This window comes from Psychrobacter sp. 1Y4, from assembly GCF_051847555.1.
Window position 1 is genome coordinate 1 of the sequence record NZ_JBPYDE010000980.1, and the last position, 555, is coordinate 555.

The window sequence follows — 555 nt, forward strand, 5'->3', positions numbered from 1 at the left end:
TTCAAAGCCGCTTATCATGGCTCAAAAATAGATCCAATGTGTTCTTATGTTGGTAAAGTTAAATATCATATGCCAGCGAGCGCTGCAGAGCTTTGTGATAATCAAAGTATTCGACCTTGGCTTGGAAACAATAATGATGATTCGAAAGATCCAAAAACTATGTATCCTCGTTTCTATTTATTTCACAAGCATCATGCTTTTTCTTTTGAAAAAGAAGCAAGATTTTTATTGATTGACAATGGTGCTACAGTGGCAAAAAGCAATGACAAGCTTGGCATTCATCTTTCGGCTAAGCATAGTAGAGAAATGATTAAGAAAATTATATTACATCCTAACTGTTCGGACTGGTTCGAAAATACCATTCGTAAGCTTGTTAAAGACACATACAAACTAGGTATTCCAATTTACAAATGATCGTTAGTTGGTCATAAAAATTAATCTAGTTGAACGTTAAAACCTTTTAAATATTATTGAAGTTAAAAAATATGATGAATAGTAACAACGAGCAAGCATATCTTGATTTGCTGCGCCACGTCTTAGACAACGGTACTGAAA

General features: G+C 33.7%; 1 protein-coding gene. It reads left to right on the top strand.

The features are described 5' to 3' along the window. On the top strand, nt 1–414 hold a 414-nt coding region (locus ACS8FC_RS19960; protein WP_439298064.1), incomplete at its 5' end, for a hypothetical protein. Between the last annotated feature and the right edge of the window lie 141 nt (nt 415–555).